Genomic DNA, 17,804 nt, shown 5'->3' on the forward strand with positions numbered 1-17,804 from the left:
GGCTGGCCACGCTCGCGTGCGGCTTCAAGTGCACCGAGAATCTGCCCTTCGGTGCAGGTATCGATCTGCGCGGGCCCGAAATATCCGCTGATCCGGCCACTCGGATGCTTGTTTGCTTCGTCGGCCACCTTGATGGCCTCCAGCAGCAGCCGGTCCCCGCGTTCCGTATCCAGGTCATACTCGACGGAGTGGCCATTGCTCGTACGCCAGGCCCCCGAGCGATGCATCGCCCAGAGAACGGCGCGAATACCCGTGACCTCATAATCGCCAACCCAGTCTTCGCGGGGGGCGGCGAGATCGCAGATCGTGGTCACGCCGCTCCGCAGCAGTTCCGATGTCGCGACCCGGCAGGCATGACGGGCATATTTCGGACCGATGTTGAAGACCGGCATGAACTCGTAGAGCGAGCTTTGCCCCAGGCGCTTGCTCCCCAATTCCTCGAGCATGCCCTTCCAGCCCGGCTCATGGCCAGTATGGCTGTGAATGTCGACGAAGCCGGGCATGAGCATCACGCCGCGGCCGTCATGCTCGACATCCGCCGATCCGAGATAGCCCGGCCCGACATGGGTGATCTCATTGCCGGCGAAGGCGAAATCCGCATTCTGCAGATAGACATGGGAGGATGTGGAAGCGTCCCACGCGACGATCCAGTCGCAGTTCCGGATAACCGTCGTCCCGACCTGCCCGTTGCCGGCCTGTCCCTTGCCGTCATTCATCCCGTGATCCCCCCTCGAATGTGTTGCGGAACGGCATTCTGCGCCGTGCCTTGCAGAAAACGCATCAGCTCACTGCGGATTCACGAAAGCCATCGCGGTCCCTTGGTCTCGCATGTTCCGGGATGGCGTCCTTCACCGGTGCCTGACGCACGCCCTGCGATTGCAGCACTCCGATGGCAGTGTTGTGAACCGGGTCCCATCGCATGACGACTGTGCTGATCAGGACACTTGAAGTTGTTTTCCAGCACAAATAGGCTCGTTACTACACGCCGGAAAAAAGGCGGGCCTAGGGGAGTGAACAATGCCGAAAATGATCAATAAAATTGCTGCGCTCGGGATCGCCGCCGCCGCACTCGCCGTATTTGCGGGTCCGGCCTCGGCACAGGCGACGCTCGATGCCGTGAAGAAGCGTRGCAAGGTCCTTTGCGGTGTTTCGCCAAGTTCCGCGGGCTACTCCTATGCTGACGACAAGGGCGTGCGTCAGGGATTCGATACCGATGTTTGCCGGGCAGTGTCCTCTGCTGTGTTCGGCGCGCCCGACAARGTCGAATTCGTCCCGCTCAACACCAATATCCGCTTCCAGGCCCTGCAGTCCGGCGAGATCGACGTGTTGTCGCGCCAGACGACCATGACCTTCTCGCGTGACAACTCGCTCGGGCTCGATTTCGCGCCGATCGTTTTCTATGACGGCCAAGGCTTGATGGTCTCGACCAAACTCGGCGTGAAGAGCGCGTCGGAGCTTTCACAGGCAGCGATCTGCCTGCTGCCCGGCACGACGACGCTCCAGAATCTCGAGGACTATTTCAAGCCGCGCAACATCAAATACGAGGCCGTGGTCTTCGAGGACAACAATGAGTGGCGCAACGCCTTCTTCTCAGGCCGCTGCGACGTCATCACCACCGACCGCTCCGACCTTGCTTCGGTCCGGGCCGTTGCGAATGATCCCAAGCAGTTCGTCATCCTGCCCGAAACGATCTCGAAGGAGCCGCTCGCACCCGTCGTTCGCCAGAACGACAGCAACTGGAAGGACATCGTCTCCTGGTCGGTCAATACGCTGATCGCGGCTGAGGAATACGGCATCACCCAGGCCAATGTCGACGAGCAGCTGAAGAGCAAGGATCCCGAGATCCAGCGCATGCTGGGCGTCAATGGCGATCTCGGCAAGATGCTGAATCTCGACAACAAATGGGCCTATAACATCATCAAGCAGAACGGTAATTACGGCGAAATCTTCGAGCGCAGCCTCGGCGAGAAGACCGCGCTTGGCCTGAGCCGTGGCCCCAACCAGCTCTGGAACAAGGGCGGTCTGCTCTATTCGCCACCGTTCCGGTGATCACAGCCAACGTGCGTTCCCTCGATTGAACTGAGACCGCCGGCAGCGCCCTGTTGCCGGCGGCACTCCAGACCGGAACAGCTCGATGGCTTCCTCTGCATCCAGTCCGGTGCGGCTGCTCTATGACGTGCGCGTGCGCGCCGTGCTCTATCAGGTCGTCGCCGTTGCGCTCGTCGTCGGTGTCGGGCTCTATCTGTTCGGCAATGTCTCGCGCAAGTTGGCGGAACAGAACATTGCGACCGGATTTGACTATCTCTCGCGCCCGGCCGGCTTCGTCATCAGCCAGTCCTTCATCCGCTATGATTCCGGCGATACCTACGCGCGCGCCCTGCTCGTCGGCATCTTCAACACGATCTGGGTGTCGATCTTCGCGGTCACCGTTTCGACGCTGCTCGGTCTGATCGTCGGCATAGCCCGGCTGTCGCGCAATCCACTTCTGGCCTTTCTGGCACTGATCTATGTCGAAGCGCTGCGCAATGTGCCGCTGCTTCTCTATCTATTCCTCTGGTATGCGCTCATCGTCGCGGTCTTCCCGCCTGTCCGCGAAGCCTGGCAGCCATTGCCCGAGGTCTTCCTCAGCAATGGCGGGCTGATCGTTCCGTCACTGCGTTGGTCTTCCGCGCATACTGGCGTCCTCGCGGCGGTGATCGCCGGCATCGTACTGGCATTCTTCGTGGCATCCAGGCTGCGCAGCAGGCGCGTCGCCTCCGGACAGAACCAGACGGGATGGCCCATCATCGTCGCCGCCCTTCTTGGTCCTCCACTGCTCGCGATCCTGCTGCTGCAGCCTGATTTCGTGATCAACTGGCCGGAAAAGGGCCGGTTCCGCATCACCGGCGGTGTTCAGGTCACCCCGGAATTCACGGCATTGCTGGTCGGGCTCGGCCTCTCCGCCTCGGCCGGAATCGCGGAGATCGTGCGCGCCGGCATCCTTTCGGTCGGGCGCGGCCAATGGGAAGCGGCGCGTGCCGTGGGTTTGCATGACCGTCAGACCATGCGGCTCGTCGTGCTGCCGCAGGCGCTACGCGTGATCGTGCCCCCGCTGACCAGTTCCTATCTGTCGACGTTCAAGAACTCATCGCTCGCCATTGCCATCGGCTACCCCGATCTCGTGATGGTTTCCAACACCACGATGAACCAGACGGGACAAGCGATCGAGGGCATCGCCATCTTCATGCTGGTCTATCTCAGCATGTCGATCACGATCTCCCTGTTCATGAACTGGTACAACGCCCGCGTCGCCCTGGTGGAGCGCTGAGATGGTCAGCGCTGCTGAAATGGAAACACTCAACCTCGCGCGGGCGGACCTGCCGCCGCCGCGCGGACGCGAATTGACCGCCCGGTTGAAACCCTTTCTGGGCACGCCGATCAATGCCGTCATCACACTGGCCTGCCTGTGGCTGATCTATCGCCTGGTCACGGGAGCCTGGGGCTGGCTCGTGACGCGCGCGGTGCTCGAAGGCGGGCCGCAGGCGTGCAAGGTCGGGGCCGGGGCTTGCTGGCCGTTCCTGGGGGCGAAGCTGCGCTTCATGATCTTCGGCTTCTACCCCTACGACGAACACTGGCGGCCGGCCTTCGCGGTGATCCTCTTCCTCGGCGCCATGATCGTTTCGATGATCCCGCGCTTCTGGTCGCGGCGACTGCTTTGGCTCTGGCTGGCCGTACCGGTGATCTGCGGCGTGTTGATGTATGGCGGCGTGTTCGGCCTGCCTGTGGTCAGCACCACGAACTGGGGTGGCCTACCGCTCTCCTTCATGCTGTCTTCGGTGGGCCTGGCGTTCGGTTTCCCACTGGGTGTCGTGCTGGCGTTGGCACGCAGCTCGAAGCTGCCGGCGATTCAGGTCATCGCCATCATCTTCATCGAGGTCGTCCGCGGCGTGCCGCTGGTGTCGATCCTGTTCATGGCCTCGGTGATGCTGCCGTTGTTCATGCCGGACGGGCTCACGGTCGACAAACTGCTGCGGGCACAGGTCGCGATCATCATATTCGCCGGAGCCTATATCGCGGAGACCGTCAGAGGCGGATTGCAGGCGGTCTCGAAGGGCCAGCACGAAGCCGCTGCGGCGCTCGGGCTCGGCTACTGGCTGTCGATGCGCAAGATCATCCTGCCGCAGGCGCTGAAGATCGTGATTCCGCCGCTCGTCAATATCTTCATCGGCTTCTTCCAGGACACCACGCTGGTCACCATCATCGGCCTCCTCGACTTTCTCGATACGGTCCGCGCCTCGCTGCGCGACCCGAACTGGCAGGGTATCGCCGTAATCGAGGGATATGTGTTTGCCGCTCTGGTCTACGCCCTGTTCAGCTATGGCATGGGGTCCTATAGCCGGTTCCTTGAGCGTCGACTCAAGACCGATCACGATCGCAGTCCGGCCCACTGACCGGACTGCCTCGCTCCTCCTGCGACAAGAGCCTTGCTTGGCATCATGCTGACCTATCCCGATACCTTCTATGCCCGCACCGCCGCGACGACGAACAAGAGGGCCCCGCTGCAGGGCCGCATCGAGGTCGATACCTGCATCATTGGCGGCGGGCTCGCCGGGCTCACCTGCGCCTATGAATTGGCCCGGGCCGGACGCTCGGTCGCGGTGCTGGAAGCCGAGGCGGTCGGCTGGGGCGCATCGGGGCGCAATGGCGGCTTCGTCAGCCCCGGCTATGCCCGCAGCCATTCTTCGATCGCGAGCGCCATTGGTGAGGCCAAGGCGAACGAACTCCATGGCCTCTCGATCGAGGGCATGCGCATCGTCTCCGACAACATTCGCGACCTCGCCATCGCCGGTGCCGATCCCCGGCCGGGCAGGATCAGCGTCGTGCGCTATGACAGTGGCGACAGTCTCGCTCGGGCTCGCGACCAGTTGGCACGAGATCACGGCTACACCGTCGACTTCTGGCCGACCGAGCAGGTTCGCGAGGTGCTTCGTTCGCCGAAGTACCACCAGGCCCTGTTTGATCCCCATTCCTTCCACATCCATCCGCTGAACTACGCACGCGCCCTGGCAGACGCCATCGAAGCGCTGGGAGGGCGAATCATCGAGGGATCGCGCGTTGTCTCGGCCGAGCTCTCCGGTCCCGAGAAACGCCTGGTCACCGCATCGGGAGAGCTGCGCGTCCGGCAAGTCGTGATCGCCTGCGGCGGCTATACCGACAACCTCGTGCCGAAGCTGCGCTCGAGCCAGTTGCCGATCGCGACCTATGTGCTGACGACCGAGGCAGCGCCGGAGCTGATCGCCAAGGCCATCGGGACGCGCGCTGCGATCAGCGATGACCGTCGTGCCGGGGATTATTATCGCATCGTCGAGGATGGCCAGCGCCTGCTCTGGGGCGGCCGCATCACCACCCGCACCAGCGAGCCGCGCGATCTCGCCGCCCTGTTGCGCCGGACCATGATCTCGACCTATCCCGAGCTCGAAGCACTGAAGGTCGAGATCGCATGGTCGGGCCTGATGTCCTATGCGCGACATCTGATGCCGCAGATTGGCCAGCTCAGCCCGAATGTCTGGCACTGCCTCGGCTTTGGCGGACATGGGCTCAACACCACCGCGATCGGTGGCCGCGTCATTGCCGAGGCCATTCTCGGAACCAGCGATCGACATCGCCTGTTCGCCCCCTTCGGCCTCGTCTGGAACGGCGGCGTATTCGGCACTGTCGCTGTCCAGGCGACCTATTGGCGCTATCAGATGATGGACTGGCTGCGCGAGCGTTGAGCGCGAGCGAGCGCATCCCCGGTCGCAAGCGACAGTTTTAGCGGGGGCAAGCACAGAGCTCGCAAGAATTGTGCGGCCGGAGCGCAGGCTCAACTGTATCCGGCCCCACAGAATAGGCAGCTCGAAGCAAGCGCAGACCGCTTCTTTACGGCCCGGGCTGCGCGTCATACGCTCGGCGCGCCGGGGAGCCGTACATGACCTATTCGCAAGCGGGCGTGGGATACAGGATTCGTCGTTTGGGCCGGGGCTCGCTCCAGTCCCCTCGCATGCGTTACGCGGCAATCGTCGCTGCATTCATGGCCGCTGCGCTTGCGGGCGCMTGCGCCTCGCGGCCCGAAACGGGGTTCCTGGCCCCCGTTGCAGCAGTCGAGGCCGGGTCGACCTCTCACACCATACTGGTCGCCACCACCCGCCAGCGCGACGAGCGGCCAGGGACGCTCTTCAACGGCGAGCGTGCCATGCCGCTCGATTTCGCCAAGATCGAGGTCTCGGTTCCGCCAACGCACACACCTGGCGAAATCGAATGGGCCTCGACGGCTCCAGGCGATCCGAAGGCCAATTTCGTCGTGCGCCAGGCCGGCTATCTCGACGGAGAGCAGGCCTTCATCAGGGCGCTCAACGCCCAGCTCGCCTTGCGCCCACGCGGGAGCCGCAACGTTGTGCTCTTCATCCATGGCTACAACACCATGTTCGCGGAAGGGCTCTACCGCTTCGCCCAGGTCATGCACGATTCCCAGGCCCCCGCCGTACCGGTGCTGTTCACCTGGGCATCGCGCGGGGCGCTGACACAATATGTCTATGACTCGAACAGCGCGACAGCAGCGCGCGACAACCTCGAACGGACGATCCGGCTGCTCCTGGCCAGCAACGCTGAAAAGGTCAATATCCTGGCCCATTCCATGGGCAACTGGGTGACTGTCGAAGCCCTGCGCCAGATCAAGATCTCAGGCGGGCTCGCCGGCGCCGAGAAGATCGATATTGTCATTCTGGCGGCGCCCGATATCGACATCGACGTCTTCAAGACGCAGATGCGGCGCTTCGGAAAACCAAAGAAGCCGTTCTTCATCGTGTTGTCCAAAGACGACAAGGCGCTGGGTGCATCGAGTTTCATCGCAGGAGGCCAGGGCCGCGTCGGAGATGCCCAGAATGCGGAGGAGCTGGCGCAGCTTGGCGCCGTTGTCCTCGACATGACCGACGTCAAGGCCACCGATTCGAGCAATCACGGCAAGTTCGCGCAATTGGCGGAGATCGCGCCTCAATTGAAGAGCACGCTGGAGCGAGGTGTCGGCAGGCAGGCCCGCGCGTCGGAGAATGCGCGTGAGGCTCTGGGCGACTCGCTCGAAGCGATCGTCTCGGTGCCCCTCAAGATCCTGGGCGCACCGATCAAGATCATAACCGGACGGTAAGCCGGCAGCGCCAGAAGACCTGTTCGACGCGGCCGCGGGATCAGCGCGCCACGGCTTGCGAGCATGCAAGCCGCTTCCCTCACGTCGGTTGAGCGCTGCGATCAATGGGCAGCAAGCCGTCGATCTGATAACGCCAGCAGCGTCCCGCCCCCAAGCAGCTTTCCCGCCGATGACCTCTCGCACCGCGACCTTCACCGGATTTGGCGCCATCCTGCTCTGGTCGACGCTGGCTCTGTTCACGGCCATGTCCGGTCGCGTACCGCCGTTCCAGCTCGTCGGGATGACGTTTGCCATCGGCGGCATGCTGATCCTCTGCATCACCGCCGCACGTGGGCAACTGCGCAGGGTTCGGCCGACCTGGGGCTCTTTCGCGCTTGGCCTCTACGGCCCCTTCGGCGACACCGCGCTCTACTATGCCGCGGTCAAGACCGCGCCGGCGGCCGAGGCCAATCTGATCCACTATCTCTGGCCGTTGCTGATCGTGCTCTTCGCAGCGCTGCTGCCGGGCGGCACCCTGAAGCTCCGGCATCTGATCGGGGCGCTGATCGGGCTCGCCGCGACGGCGCTGCTGATCTCGGGCGGGCTCGACGCAGGCGGCGGGCTCTCGCTCGGACACGGACTTGCCGCGCTTGGCGCCTTCGTCTGGGCGAGCTACTCGGTTCTGTCGCGCCGGTTTGCCGAGGTGCCGTCCGAGAGCCTCGGCGTCACCCTGCTTGGCTGCGCTGTGGCCGCCTTTGCGTGCCACGCGGCCTTCGAGGCGACACTCTGGGAGCTGACGACAGTTGAATGGGCCGGCGCGCTCGGGCTCGGCCTCGGCTCGATCGGGCTGGCCTTCATCTGCTGGGATATCGGCATGAAGCGCGGCGACGTCGCCTTCCTCGGTGTCGCCTCCTATGCCGCACCGGTGCTCTCCACGCTCATCCTCGTGATCGCGGGCTATGCGGCCGCGAGCTGGCTGCTCGCGGCGTCCTGCGCGCTGATCGTGGCCGGGGCGCTGGTCGCGAGCTCCCGCAAGGCCTGAAAGCGCTCAGTTCCGCCGGAGCAACCGCTCGAGATAGTCGAGCTCTTCGAGGGGCCGCGACGGATCGCCGAGCCGACGCCGGAGCTCTTCGAGGATGCGCCGCGCCCGCTGCGTCGCACTTTCATCGGCCCCGGGCACGCGAACGCGGCCATCGGCCCAGTCGCGCTGACGCTGCGGCCGGCCGAGCGGATCGTCACGGCCTCGCTGCTGTGCAGAAGGCCGGCCGGCTGGTTGGCCATCCGGCTCGCCGAAGGCGCCTTCCGTACCGTCGCCGTCACCGGGCTGCCCCTGCATTTGCTGGGCAAGGTTCTGCCCGCCACGGCGCAAGGCATCGAGCGCCTTGCCTTGCGATTCGAGCGCACCCTCGCCCTGCCCCTGGCCGAGCTGGCCTTCGGCCTCGCGCATTGCGTCCTCGGCCTCGCCCAGCTCGCCGGACTCCGGGGCGCCCATGCCGCGCATCCGCCGCTGCAGATCCTGCAGGCGCTCGCGCAGAGCCTGCTGGCGCTGTGACAGCCCCTGCCCTTGGCCCTGCTGCTGACCCTCGGCTCCCTGCTGCCCGTCCTCGCCCTCGCCGTCTTCGCCCTCCTGGCCGGGCTGCTGCTGTCCACGCTGCCCGCGCTGGCCCTGTTGGCCCTGCTGACGCTGTCCTTGGCCAGGGCGCGCCTGCTGCTGGCCAGGGCGTCGGCCCTGCTGCGCCCGGTTCTGACGCTGCTGTTCCTGCTGATAGGTTTCGTCGCGGAGGTTCTGCTGGTCGCGGGTCATCCGGTCGAGATCGCCGAGTGCCTGGTTCATCTCGCGCTGCCGCGGATCCTGCTGGCCGGGCCGCGCCATCTGGAGATTGTTGAGGAGATTGTTCAGCTCCTCCATCAGCCGCTGAGCCTCGGCCATGTCGCCGCGCCGGGAAAGCTCTTCGATCCGGTTCAGCATGTTCTGCAGGTCTCGCGGCGTCACCGAGCGGAAATTCTCCGGCAGTTGCGCCTGGTTCTGGTCGCCATTCTGCTGCTGGCGCTGCATCTGCTGGGCGAGCTCGCGCATGAACTTGTCGAGCGCCCGCCGCATATCTTCGGTCAGCTTGCGGATCTCTTCCTCGGACGCCCCGCGCTCCAGAGCCTGCTGCAGCCGTTCCTGGGCGGCGCGCAGATCGCGCTCCGCATCGGAGAGATCGCCATCCTCGAGCTGGAGCGCCATGCCCCACATCAGGTCGGCGACATCGCGCAACTGGTCGTCATTGGTGGCGCGCCGCAGCCTTTCGCCGATCATGCGCATGCCGAGATAGACGCCGGCCTCCTTCATGAAGCGTCCAGGCTCGATCAGCAGCGCATCCATGGCGAGCTGGACGTGCTTGCGCGCGTCGACATCCATGACGAGCTTGCGTCGCTGCTCGACCAGCGCCTTGGCGAGCGGCTTGGTGAAGGTGCGCTGCGGCAAGACGACCTCGACCGTCTCGCTGCGGCCCTCCTGCCCGGCTTCGTCGCGGGCAACGAGCACCATCTTGACCTTGGCACCGGCCCAGGGATGAGCCGAGAAATCGACCGTGTTCTTCAGTTCTTCCTCGCCGGACGGGGAGGACGGAACGCTGAGCGCCTGTTTCGGCGGCTCGACCAGCGAGCGCCCGCCCGATGGCGGCCCGGTCCGCGAGACGACGACCTCGGCCGAGGCAATGCCGTAATCGTCCTTGGAGCGGAACGTCAGCCCCAGCCCGCCCTGCACCCCGCTGACCGGTTTCGGCGGCTCGACGAAGCTGATCTGGGGCGGCTGGTCCGCAACCGCGGTCAGGGTCAGTGTCGCCTGAGGCGCGCCGCTGCCGGTGATCCTGAGCGTGCCATTGCCGGCCAGCATGTAGCGCTTTTCCAGCACGGCAACAGAGGCCGGCTCGACCGGCTTGCCATCCTTCGTCTGCGGCGGCGGCAATACGTCGAGCCGGCCCGTGGTCACGACATCCATGCCGCTCTTGCCGGCAATGCGAATCACCACAGTCGATTTTTCCGGCGCGGTGAAGGCGGTGCCGTGCAGCCGGGCGAAATCGATCAGGATCGGCGGCAAGCGGGTATAGGCGGGCGGATCGATCCAGGCATCGATCCTGGCGGCGGCAACCGGCGCCGACGGACCGCGCCAGTCGAAGGCAGCCGAGATACGGGGCCCAGCCTCGTGGCCAGCGACGAAAAAGGCGGTGACGGCCGCAAGCAGCGGCACGGCGCGAATGGCAAGCCGATCGCGCATGGCCATGCGTGGCCGCGGCGGGGTGACCCGCAAGCCGGCGATCTGCGCGCCCTGGCGCTCGACGTGAAGCTTCCACAGCGCCTGGGAAACCGGATCGTTCGAACCGACGGCGAGACTGTCCTCCAGCGCCGAGGCCGGGCGATGCGCCCCTTGCAGCGACTGGTCGAGCCGCGCCAGCGCATCGCGCCGCGACGGCAAGGGCGTGCGAACAACGTACCAGATGCTGGCAGCCAGCGCAGACAAGAAGAGCACGACGCCCATGGCGCGGCCCTGCCAGGGCAGGTGCGTCCACAGCCCGAGCCAGGACAGCGCCAGAAACGTGAGGATGACTGTCGCGGGCAACCAGAGCCGGGGCCAGAGGCGCTCCCAGGCAAGCGAGGCGCGGGACACCGCAGCCAGCCTGCCAAGGCGCTGGCGGATGCCCCCGATCGGATCAAGCGCCATGCGGCGCTGCGCCTCTTTCATGCCGTCGCTCCGAGCCGCCCCCGCTCCGCGTGAACCCCACCAAGTAACAGCACGCTAACACGTGAATATGGCAAGGCCAGAGTGCAGCCCCGTCACACACAGGCCGCTCCGCGTTTCGTGAACCGCAGGCTCAGGCCAGCCAGGGCGGTGCACGATCCGTGCCGATCAGGTCTTCATAGCTCTGGCGCGGGCGCGTCACGGCAAATTCGGCCCCCTTGACCAGCACTTCGGCGACCAGCGGGCGCTGATTATAGGTCGAAGACATGCTGGCGCCATAGGCCCCCGCTGTCATGAAGGCGATCAGATCGTGCTGCTTCAGCTCCGGCAGCAGGCGATCGGTGGTGAAGGTGTCGCCCGATTCGCAGATCGGTCCGACCACGTCATAGGCAAGCTTGCGCATCTCGGCGGCAGGCTCGGCCACCGGCCAGATCTCGTGATAGGCCTCGTACATCGCCGGCCGCAGCAGGTCGTTCATCGCCGCATCGACGACGAGAAACTGCTTGGTGGGCCGCGAATTGAGATGCAACACCTGCGTCAGCAGGATGCCGGCATTGCCGACTATCAGGCGGCCAGGCTCGAAGCCAAGCTCGACATCGAGCCCCTTGGTGACGCGCCCGACCATGGCCGCGTAATCCTGGATCAGGCTCGGACCATGATCGAAATCCTTCGGGATCTCGTAGGGAATTCCAAGGCCTCCGCCGAGATCGAGCCGGTCGACCCGGTGCCCCTCCGCCCGCAGGCTGCCAACCAGGCCGACCATCTTGGCATAGGCCGCCTCAAAGGCCTCTGTCTCGCGGATCTGACTGCCGATATGAACCGCCAGCCCCATCATCCGGACGCCCGGCATATTGGCGGCGCGTGCGTAGAGCCGGCTCGCCTCCTCGAAGGAAACGCCGAACTTGTTGGCGGCAGAGCCGGTGGTGATCTTGGCGTGCCCGCCGGCGCCGACATCGGGATTGACGCGGAAGACAGCCTCCTGGCGCTTGCCGAGCCTTGCTGCCACCTTCGACAACAGGTCGAGCTCGCTCTCGGACTCGATGTTGATCTGGAAGATGCCGGCCCCGACAGCGAAGGCGAGTTCGCTCTCACTCTTGCCGACGCCGGAAAAGACGATCTTCTCGGGAGCGAAACCGGCGGCAAGCGCCTTGCGCACTTCACCTTCCGAGACGGTATCGGCCCCCGCACCAAGCGCGGCCAGCGTCTTCAGGACGCCGAGATTGCCGTTCGCCTTGACCGCATAGAAGACATGCGGCGCCGGGCCCGCGGGATCAATGCCGCGCATCGCACTCTCGAATAGCCTGTAGTGCCGCTCGATCGTCGCCGAGGAATAGACATAGACCGGCGTCCCGACCTCGGCCGCAATCCGGCGCAGATCGACATCCTCGGCGAAGAGCGCGCCGTCGCGATAGGCAAAGTGATGCATCGGGATCTCAGAGCAGGGGATCGAGCACGAAGCTCTTGTTCGGAATGGCGATGGCGCGGCTCGCTTTCGGCGGCTTGGCGATCGGCGAAGTCGTGGTCTCCGGCACGCGGTTCTCGACCGCGCCGATGTCCTCGTCAGGCAGGTCGAGGGCGTTGGTCGCGTTCGGCGGCGCTTCGAGCGGTCCCTTGCGGCCGCAGGCAGTCAAAGCGAGACCTAGCAGGCCGGCGACCACGATGGCGCGGCCGAGTTTCAGGCGGGGATGCGGCACGAACGGGAATCCTCGGGCAATATGTRGCGGGGACTGTAGCGAAAGGCGCGCGCGCTTGCGAGCCTTTGCAGCGACGGACCGTCATTCCCAGGGCAGAGTGCAGGGCCGCCCCGGGAATCTCCTGCGGTCATGCCCGGGTCGTGCCCGGGCATTTCCCCCGAATTGTCACTGCTGCTCCTTGGCGAGCTGCCTCAGCCAGCGCTTGGCCTGACGACGGACATTGGCCGGCGCCGTGCCGCCATAACTGACACGGCTCTTCACCGACTGCTCGACGCCGAGCACGGCGAAGACAGCCTCGGTAATCTTCGGCTCGACGTCCTGCATCTCGGCGAGCGTCAGCTTCTCCAGCCCGACGCCCCTGGCAGAAGCGACGCCGACCAGCTTGCCGGTGACGTGATGCGCATCGCGGAACGGCATCTTCAGAACCCGGACCAGCCAGTCGGCAAGGTCGGTCGCGGTGGCGTAGCCGAGGCCCGCGGCCTTCTTCATCACCTTCAGGTCGGGCTCCATGTCGCGGACCATGCCCGACGTGGCGGCAAGGCACAGCGAGAGCGACTGCAGCGCGTCGAAAGTGCCTTCCTTGTCCTCCTGCATATCCTTGGAATAGGTGAGCGGCAGCCCCTTCATCATCGTCAGTAGCGCCTGAAGATGCCCGAAGACGCGTCCCGCCTTGCCGCGCACCAGCTCGGCGGCGTCGGGATTGCGCTTCTGCGGCATGATCGAGGAGCCGGTCGAGAACTTGTCCGAGAGCTTGACGAAGCCGAACTGGGGCGTCGCCCACAGCACGATCTCCTCAGCGAAACGCGAGAGATGCATGGCGCAGATCGAGGCCGCCGCGAGTGTCTCCAGTACGAAATCGCGATCCGAAACCGAATCCAGTGAATTGGCGGTCGGCCTGGCAAAGCCGAGCGCCTTGGCCGTGTGGAAACGATCGATCGGGAAGGAGGTGCCGGCAAGCGCCGCAGCGCCGAGCGGGCATTCGTTGAGGCGCTCGCGCGCATCGTGGACACGACCGCGGTCGCGCGCCAGCATCTCGACATAGGCGAGCATGTGATGCCCGAACGTCACCGGCTGCGCCGACTGCAGATGCGTGAAGCCCGGCATCACCGCGCCGGCATGGGCCTCGGCCTTCTCGGCAAGAGCCAGTTGCAGGTCCGCGATCTGCCGATCGAGCGTTTCGAGCGTATCGCGTACCCACAGGCGCATGTCGGTCGCGACCTGATCGTTGCGCGAGCGGGCCGTGTGCAGACGGCCCGCCGCAGCGCCGATCCGCTCCTTGAGATTGCTCTCGACATTCATGTGAATGTCTTCGAGCGCGCGCGAGAACGTGAACGTGCCGGCCTCGATCTCGGCCTCGATCGCCTTAAGCCCTGCGCTGATCACGTTCACATCTTCGCGGGTCAGGATGCCGGTCTCGCCCAGCATCGCCGCATGCGCCAGCGAACCCCGGATATCCTGGCGCCACAGGCGCTGGTCGAAGTCGATGGAGGCATTGATCTCCTCCATGATGGCATCCGGCCCCGTGGCGAAACGCCCTCCCCACATGCGATTGCTCACGACGCTCTTTCCTGCTTTTTGGACGCGCAATGACGTCTCGTTCAAAAACATTTGCCGCCTTCGGCGCTCTCGCCTTGATTGCACTCGGCGGCGTCGCGGCCTTCTACTCTGTCCAGGGCCGGGCCGGCAATTCGGGATCATGCTCGGCAGCGGCAGCGACCGCTGAAAAACTGCGACCGTTGGCACGCGGCGAACTTGCGGCCGTGGAGGTTGCAAAAGCACCGCAGCCCTTGCCAAACCTCGCCTTCAACGGCCCCGACGGCCAGCCGACAACATTGTCAGCCTTCAAGGGACGGACCGTCCTGGTCAATCTCTGGGCGACATGGTGCCTGCCCTGCCTGCATGAGATGCCGTCGCTGGACGCGCTGCAGGGCAAGCTCGGCGGCCAGGATTTCGCGGTGGTGGCGATCAATATCGACACCCGGAACCTCGAGAAGCCGAAGACCTGGCTTGCCGAGCGCAAGATCGACCAGCTCGGCTATTACGCCGATCCGGAGGCCAAGGTCTTCCAGGATCTGCGCTCGGCCAAAAAGATCGAAGGCATGCCGGTCAGCTTCCTGGTCGACCCGTCGGGCTGTGAACTCGCGATGCTCCAGGGCCCTGCCGACTGGGCCAGCCAGGACGCGCTCTCCTTCATTCGCACGGCGCTCGGACGCTGAGCCGCCGCGGTTTGCCTGATCGCGCGCTCTGCTCCATATCGTTGCGGCATGAGCTACACGATCGGCCTCGCGACCACCTTCCACGATCCTGCGATCGCGATCGTTGGCCCCGATGGCGAGGTGCTCTTCGCCGAGGCGACCGAGCGCTACTTGCAATATAAGCGCGCACCGAACTGCGAACCCGATTCCGCACCGCGGATGGAAAGCCTGCTCAAGCGCTACATCCCGGCAGGCGCTCCGGTACAGATCGCGACGAGCTGGAGCGGGGAGTTCACCGGGTTCCTCGAGCAGATGAGCCGGACCGGCGCCTTCACGATCGATGAACTGCTCAAGCTCTCCCCCGAGCTCAACCGCTCGCTGGTGCCGGAGCGCTCCGAGCGGGCCTTGATCGCCTCGCTGCATCTCGGCCAGCAGCGCGCCGGCCTAGGCACTCTGCTCGGGCTCGACCGCGCCTTCGGCAAGGCAAATGTCACCGGGATCAAGCGCTATGGCCACCATCTCGGTCACGCGGCCTATGCCTGTTGGTCGTCGCCCTTCCGCGATGCCGCCTGCCTCGTCGTCGACGGCATGGGCGAGACAGGGGCCTCGGCCATCCTTGCGTTGCGCGATGGCGAGATCAGCGAGGTGAAGCGTCACCGCGGGCGCGAGTCGATCGGCTTCTATTTCGGCCTCGTCACCGACCTGGCCGGCTTCGACCAGGCGAAGGGCGAGGAATGGAAGATCATGGGGCTCGCGCCCTATGGCAAGCAGGATGCCGGCTTGCTGGCGCTGCTGCGACGCCTCTATCGGATCGAGGAGAACAAGCTTTCCTTCGCGGATGCCGCAACCATACGCGCGGTCTCCGCCGAGATCCTGGCGCGGCGGCCCACTGATGCGCTCGACCAGGGCTGGGCCGACCTTGCCCGCTGCGGCCAGGATGTCTTCGCCGAGATGATGGCGGCTCTGCTGGCTGAAGCTGCCGCATTGGTGCCCTCCGAGAATCTGGTGCTGTCAGGCGGCTGCGCGCTCAACTCCTCGTTCAACGGCAAGATCGTCGGCCGCCACGGCTTCAGCCAGGTCTTCGTACCCTCCGCTCCCGCCGATGACGGCAATGCCATTGGGGCGGCCTGGCTCGCCCATGCCGAGGCGCATCCGGACTGGCGCGCGCGCCGAAGGGCCCGATGACGCCCTATCTCGGCTCGCGCGTCTCGACCGAGCCGCTGGAGCGCATGGCGGCCTGGGAGCCTCGCCTGAAGCGTCTCGCACCCAAGGAGGTTGCCCCGGTGACGGCCCGGCTGCTTGCCGAGGGCAAGCTTGTCGGCTGGGTCCAGGGCAAGGCCGAGTTCGGCCCACGTGCGCTCGGGAACCGCTCGATCCTTGCCGATCCTCGCCCGGCCAACGCCAAGGATCTGCTCAACGCCAAGGTCAAGTATCGCGAGGCCTTCCGCCCCTTCGCCCCGTCGATTCTCGCCGAACACGGCACGGACTGGTTCGAGAACTACCAGGACTCGCCCTATATGGAGCGTACGCTGGTCTGGAAGCCGCCGGTGCGCGGACGCGTCCCCGCCGTGGTTCATGAAGATGCGACTGGCCGGCTGCAGAGCGTCACGGCCGACCGCAACGAGCGCTATCACGCGCTGATCTCAGCCTTCCATGCCATCACCGGCGTTCCGGTGATCCTCAACACCTCTTTCAACATCATGGGTAAGCCCATTCTGCACACGACAGAGGATGCGATCCTGATGTTCTATACCAGCGGCCTTGATGCGCTGGTCGTCGAGGACTGGCTTTTGGTGAAGTAATCGCCTGGGCTGATCGATCTCATCAGCAAGTGCTGGCGGCGCAGCATCGCCGGTCGCATGATCTCTCCGCCGTGTCTGGAGAATGCCATGCTGCAACTTCGCCCGAACTGTGAATGCTGCGACCGCGACCTGCTGCCCGAGGCGCGCGACGCGATGATCTGCACCTTCGAATGCACCTTCTGCGCCGACTGCACCGAGACGCGCTTCAACGGCGCCTGCCCGAATTGCGGCGGCGAACTGGTGCGCAGGCCGATCAGGYCCGCCGACAAGCTGGAAAAATACCCGCCCTCACAGGAACGGATCCGCAAGCCCCACCCGGAATGCGCCGCGGCCTGAAGGCTACGACGCAGCTCCGCGGACGGGTCCGGACGAGCCTCAGCTCGCCTGCTTGACGGTGATGCCCTTTTCTTCGAAGAGCGCCTGCAGCTCGCCGGCCTGGAACATCTCGCGGGTGATATCGCAACCGCCGATGAACTCGCCCTTGACGTAGAGCTGCGGGATGGTCGGCCAGTTGGAATAGGCCTTGATGCCCTCGCGGATCTCCTGGTCTTCCAGCACGTTCACGCCCTTGTAGGGCACGCCGAGATAGCCGAGGATCTGGGCGACCTGCCCGGAGAAACCGCACATCGGGAACTGGGGCGTGCCCTTCATGAAGAGCACCACGTCGCTGGACTTTACTTCGGCGTCGATACGGGCGTTGACGTCGCTCATCGGTCTTCTCTCCTGAGGCGGGGTCAAGGCCCGCTGGTCATCTCTACTAATTCTGGGGAACCGTCGTCGTCAGCGCAAGGGCGTGCAGCACGCCGCCCATGCGGCCTTGCAGCGCGGCATAGACCATCTGGTGCTGCTGAACCCGGCTCTTGCCCTTGAAAGCAGCCGAGGTCACGGTCGCCGCGTAGTGGTCGCCATCGCCGGCGAGATCCTTGATCTCGATCACCGCGTCCGGCAGCGCCGCCTTGATCATCGCCTCGATATCGTGCGCGTCCATCGCCATGATCGTGTCTCCTTACGCGCCCTTGGCCGACATATAGGTCGGGAACCAGTCCTCATGCGCCTTGTCGAGCGCGGTCAGCGCCACCGGCGCCTCGCCCGGCAGCGCAAGAGCGTTTCCGCCAGTCCGGCCGATGAGAGCGGCAGGCACGCCGGCCGCCCTGGACTCGGTCAGCAGCCCCTCGACGGCACTCGACGGCACGGTGACGAGATACCGCGCCTGATCTTCACCGAACAGGACGGCATGGGCCGGCCCCGCGG

15 protein-coding genes and 2 pseudogenes are annotated in these 17,804 nt (G+C 65.2%); 9 read left to right on the forward strand and 8 right to left on the reverse strand.

What is annotated here, in order from left to right:
* Positions 1 to 716: amidohydrolase family protein (locus AC1D34_RS18450; protein WP_476824949.1), on the reverse strand; the 716-nt coding region annotated here is incomplete at its 3' end.
* 310 nt (positions 717 to 1,026) lie between these two features.
* On the opposite strand from AC1D34_RS18450, the gene AC1D34_RS18455 reads away from it, so the two are divergent.
* From AC1D34_RS18455 to yddG, 6 genes are all read left to right on the forward strand, one after another.
* Positions 1,027 to 2,049 carry an amino acid ABC transporter substrate-binding protein gene (locus AC1D34_RS18455; RefSeq protein WP_476824955.1) on the forward strand — a complete coding sequence of 341 codons (1,023 nt, stop codon included), beginning with the start codon at positions 1,027 to 1,029 and terminating at the stop codon, positions 2,047 to 2,049.
* Between the two features lie 85 nt (positions 2,050 to 2,134).
* Positions 2,135 to 3,307: an amino acid ABC transporter permease gene (locus tag AC1D34_RS18460; protein WP_441487956.1), complete on the forward strand. Its 1,173-nt coding sequence runs from the start codon at positions 2,135 to 2,137 to the stop codon at positions 3,305 to 3,307.
* Position 3,308: 1 nt separating this feature from the next.
* On the forward strand, positions 3,309 to 4,430 hold the full coding sequence (locus AC1D34_RS18465) for an amino acid ABC transporter permease (protein WP_476824950.1): 1,122 nt from the start codon (positions 3,309 to 3,311) through the stop codon (positions 4,428 to 4,430).
* A 48-nt stretch (positions 4,431 to 4,478) separates the two neighbouring features.
* On the forward strand, positions 4,479 to 5,753 hold the full coding sequence (locus AC1D34_RS18470) for an NAD(P)/FAD-dependent oxidoreductase (protein ID WP_476824956.1): 1,275 nt from the start codon (positions 4,479 to 4,481) through the stop codon (positions 5,751 to 5,753).
* A gap of 266 nt (positions 5,754 to 6,019) precedes the next feature.
* Positions 6,020 to 7,159: an alpha/beta hydrolase gene (locus tag AC1D34_RS18475; protein ID WP_476824951.1), complete on the forward strand. Its 1,140-nt coding sequence runs from the start codon at positions 6,020 to 6,022 to the stop codon at positions 7,157 to 7,159.
* 169 nt (positions 7,160 to 7,328) lie between these two features.
* Entirely contained in the window at positions 7,329 to 8,180 is an 852-nt protein-coding gene (gene yddG, locus AC1D34_RS18480) for an aromatic amino acid exporter YddG (protein WP_476824952.1), read from the forward strand.
* Between the two features lie 6 nt (positions 8,181 to 8,186).
* Here the strand turns inward: yddG and AC1D34_RS18485 are convergent, their stop codons facing one another.
* The 4 genes from AC1D34_RS18485 to argH form a co-directional block, all read right to left on the reverse strand.
* The gene (locus AC1D34_RS18485; RefSeq protein WP_476824953.1) at positions 8,187 to 10,865 is read right to left on the reverse strand and encodes a TIGR02302 family protein; all 2,679 of its coding nucleotides are present in this window, start codon (positions 10,863 to 10,865) and stop codon (positions 8,187 to 8,189) included.
* Positions 10,866 to 10,995: 130 nt separating this feature from the next.
* Positions 10,996 to 12,288, reverse strand: coding sequence for a diaminopimelate decarboxylase (lysA, locus tag AC1D34_RS18490; protein ID WP_441487951.1), 1,293 nt, complete (start codon positions 12,286 to 12,288; stop codon positions 10,996 to 10,998).
* Positions 12,289 to 12,295: 7 nt separating this feature from the next.
* Positions 12,296 to 12,556 carry an LPS translocon maturation chaperone LptM gene (lptM, locus tag AC1D34_RS18495; RefSeq protein WP_441487950.1) on the reverse strand — a complete coding sequence of 87 codons (261 nt, stop codon included), beginning with the start codon at positions 12,554 to 12,556 and terminating at the stop codon, positions 12,296 to 12,298.
* 165 nt (positions 12,557 to 12,721) lie between these two features.
* Entirely contained in the window at positions 12,722 to 14,113 is a 1,392-nt protein-coding gene (gene argH / locus AC1D34_RS18500) for an argininosuccinate lyase (RefSeq protein WP_441487949.1), read from the reverse strand.
* Positions 14,114 to 14,142: 29 nt separating this feature from the next.
* Here argH and tlpA point away from each other — a divergent pair, with 29 nt between their 5' ends.
* The 3 genes and pseudogenes from tlpA to AC1D34_RS18515 all read left to right on the forward strand — a co-directional run bounded on the left by tlpA (position 14,143) and on the right by AC1D34_RS18515 (position 16,889).
* On the forward strand, positions 14,143 to 14,772 hold the full coding sequence (tlpA, locus tag AC1D34_RS18505) for a thiol:disulfide interchange protein TlpA (protein ID WP_441487948.1): 630 nt from the start codon (positions 14,143 to 14,145) through the stop codon (positions 14,770 to 14,772).
* Positions 14,773 to 14,820: 48 nt separating this feature from the next.
* Positions 14,821 to 16,553, forward strand: a pseudogene (locus AC1D34_RS18510) (carbamoyltransferase family protein).
* Positions 16,554 to 16,640: 87 nt separating this feature from the next.
* Positions 16,641 to 16,889 (forward strand): DUF1272 domain-containing protein, encoded by a 249-nt coding sequence (locus AC1D34_RS18515; protein WP_476824954.1) that lies wholly within the window; start codon positions 16,641 to 16,643, stop codon positions 16,887 to 16,889.
* A 39-nt stretch (positions 16,890 to 16,928) separates the two neighbouring features.
* Here AC1D34_RS18515 and grxD read toward each other — a convergent pair whose 3' ends face one another.
* The 3 genes and pseudogenes from grxD to AC1D34_RS18530 form a co-directional block, all read right to left on the reverse strand.
* Entirely contained in the window at positions 16,929 to 17,264 is a 336-nt protein-coding gene (gene grxD / locus AC1D34_RS18520; protein ID WP_043233156.1) for a Grx4 family monothiol glutaredoxin, read from the reverse strand.
* 46 nt (positions 17,265 to 17,310) lie between these two features.
* On the reverse strand, positions 17,311 to 17,547 hold the full coding sequence (locus AC1D34_RS18525) for a BolA family protein (RefSeq protein WP_113518613.1): 237 nt from the start codon (positions 17,545 to 17,547) through the stop codon (positions 17,311 to 17,313).
* A gap of 12 nt (positions 17,548 to 17,559) precedes the next feature.
* Positions 17,560 to 17,804 (reverse strand): annotated as a pseudogene (locus AC1D34_RS18530) (phosphoribosylformylglycinamidine synthase subunit PurL); the annotation flags it as partial.

Source organism: Allobosea sp. P1_A7, from assembly GCF_056406775.1.

Coding starts and splice junctions, on each gene's coding strand:
- AC1D34_RS18460 (WP_441487956.1), top strand. CDS start 2,135: ATGGCTTCCTCTGCATCCAGTCCGGTGCGGCTGCTCTATGACGTGCGC.
- AC1D34_RS18465 (WP_476824950.1), top strand. CDS start 3,309: ATGGTCAGCGCTGCTGAAATGGAAACACTCAACCTCGCGCGGGCGGAC.
- yddG (WP_476824952.1), top strand. CDS start 7,329: ATGACCTCTCGCACCGCGACCTTCACCGGATTTGGCGCCATCCTGCTC.
- AC1D34_RS18485 (WP_476824953.1), bottom strand. CDS start 10,865: ATGAAAGAGGCGCAGCGCCGCATGGCGCTTGATCCGATCGGGGGCATC.
- lysA (WP_441487951.1), bottom strand. CDS start 12,288: ATGCATCACTTTGCCTATCGCGACGGCGCGCTCTTCGCCGAGGATGTC.
- tlpA (WP_441487948.1), top strand. CDS start 14,143: ATGACGTCTCGTTCAAAAACATTTGCCGCCTTCGGCGCTCTCGCCTTG.
- grxD (WP_043233156.1), bottom strand. CDS start 17,264: ATGAGCGACGTCAACGCCCGTATCGACGCCGAAGTAAAGTCCAGCGAC.
- AC1D34_RS18525 (WP_113518613.1), bottom strand. CDS start 17,547: ATGGCGATGGACGCGCACGATATCGAGGCGATGATCAAGGCGGCGCTG.